Origin of the sequence: Delftia sp. S65, from assembly GCF_016516495.1 — a bacterium.
GTDB lineage: Bacteria > Pseudomonadota > Gammaproteobacteria > Burkholderiales > Burkholderiaceae_C > Comamonas > Comamonas acidovorans.
Genome location: NZ_JACVUR010000120.1, coordinates 1 through 250, shown reverse-complemented (window position 1 = coordinate 250; position 250 = coordinate 1). Strand labels below are relative to the sequence as shown.

Below are 250 nucleotides of genomic sequence, written 5' to 3'. Positions count from 1 at the left end.
CGCACGCCTGTCCGCCGACCTGCGGACCCTGGCGCAGAGCACCTATCTGGGCGGCGCAGGCTACAACGTTGTCCAAGCCCTGACCATCTCCCCCTCAGGTGAGGTATTGGTGGCAGGCGATACCAGTTCCACCGACTTCCCTGGCACGGCGGGCGGCGCACAGCCGGTCGCCGCTGGCGGGCGCGACGGCTTCATCGCGCGCCTGTCCGCCGACCTGCGCACCCTGGAGCAGAGCACCTACCTGGGCGGC

Annotated in this window: 1 protein-coding gene; it reads left to right on the top strand. The window is 70.8% G+C overall.

Annotated features, from left to right (window positions below; all coding sequences use genetic code 11):
* On the top strand, window positions 1-250 hold a 250-nt coding region (locus IAE24_RS30075), incomplete at both ends, for an SBBP repeat-containing protein (protein ID WP_200016426.1).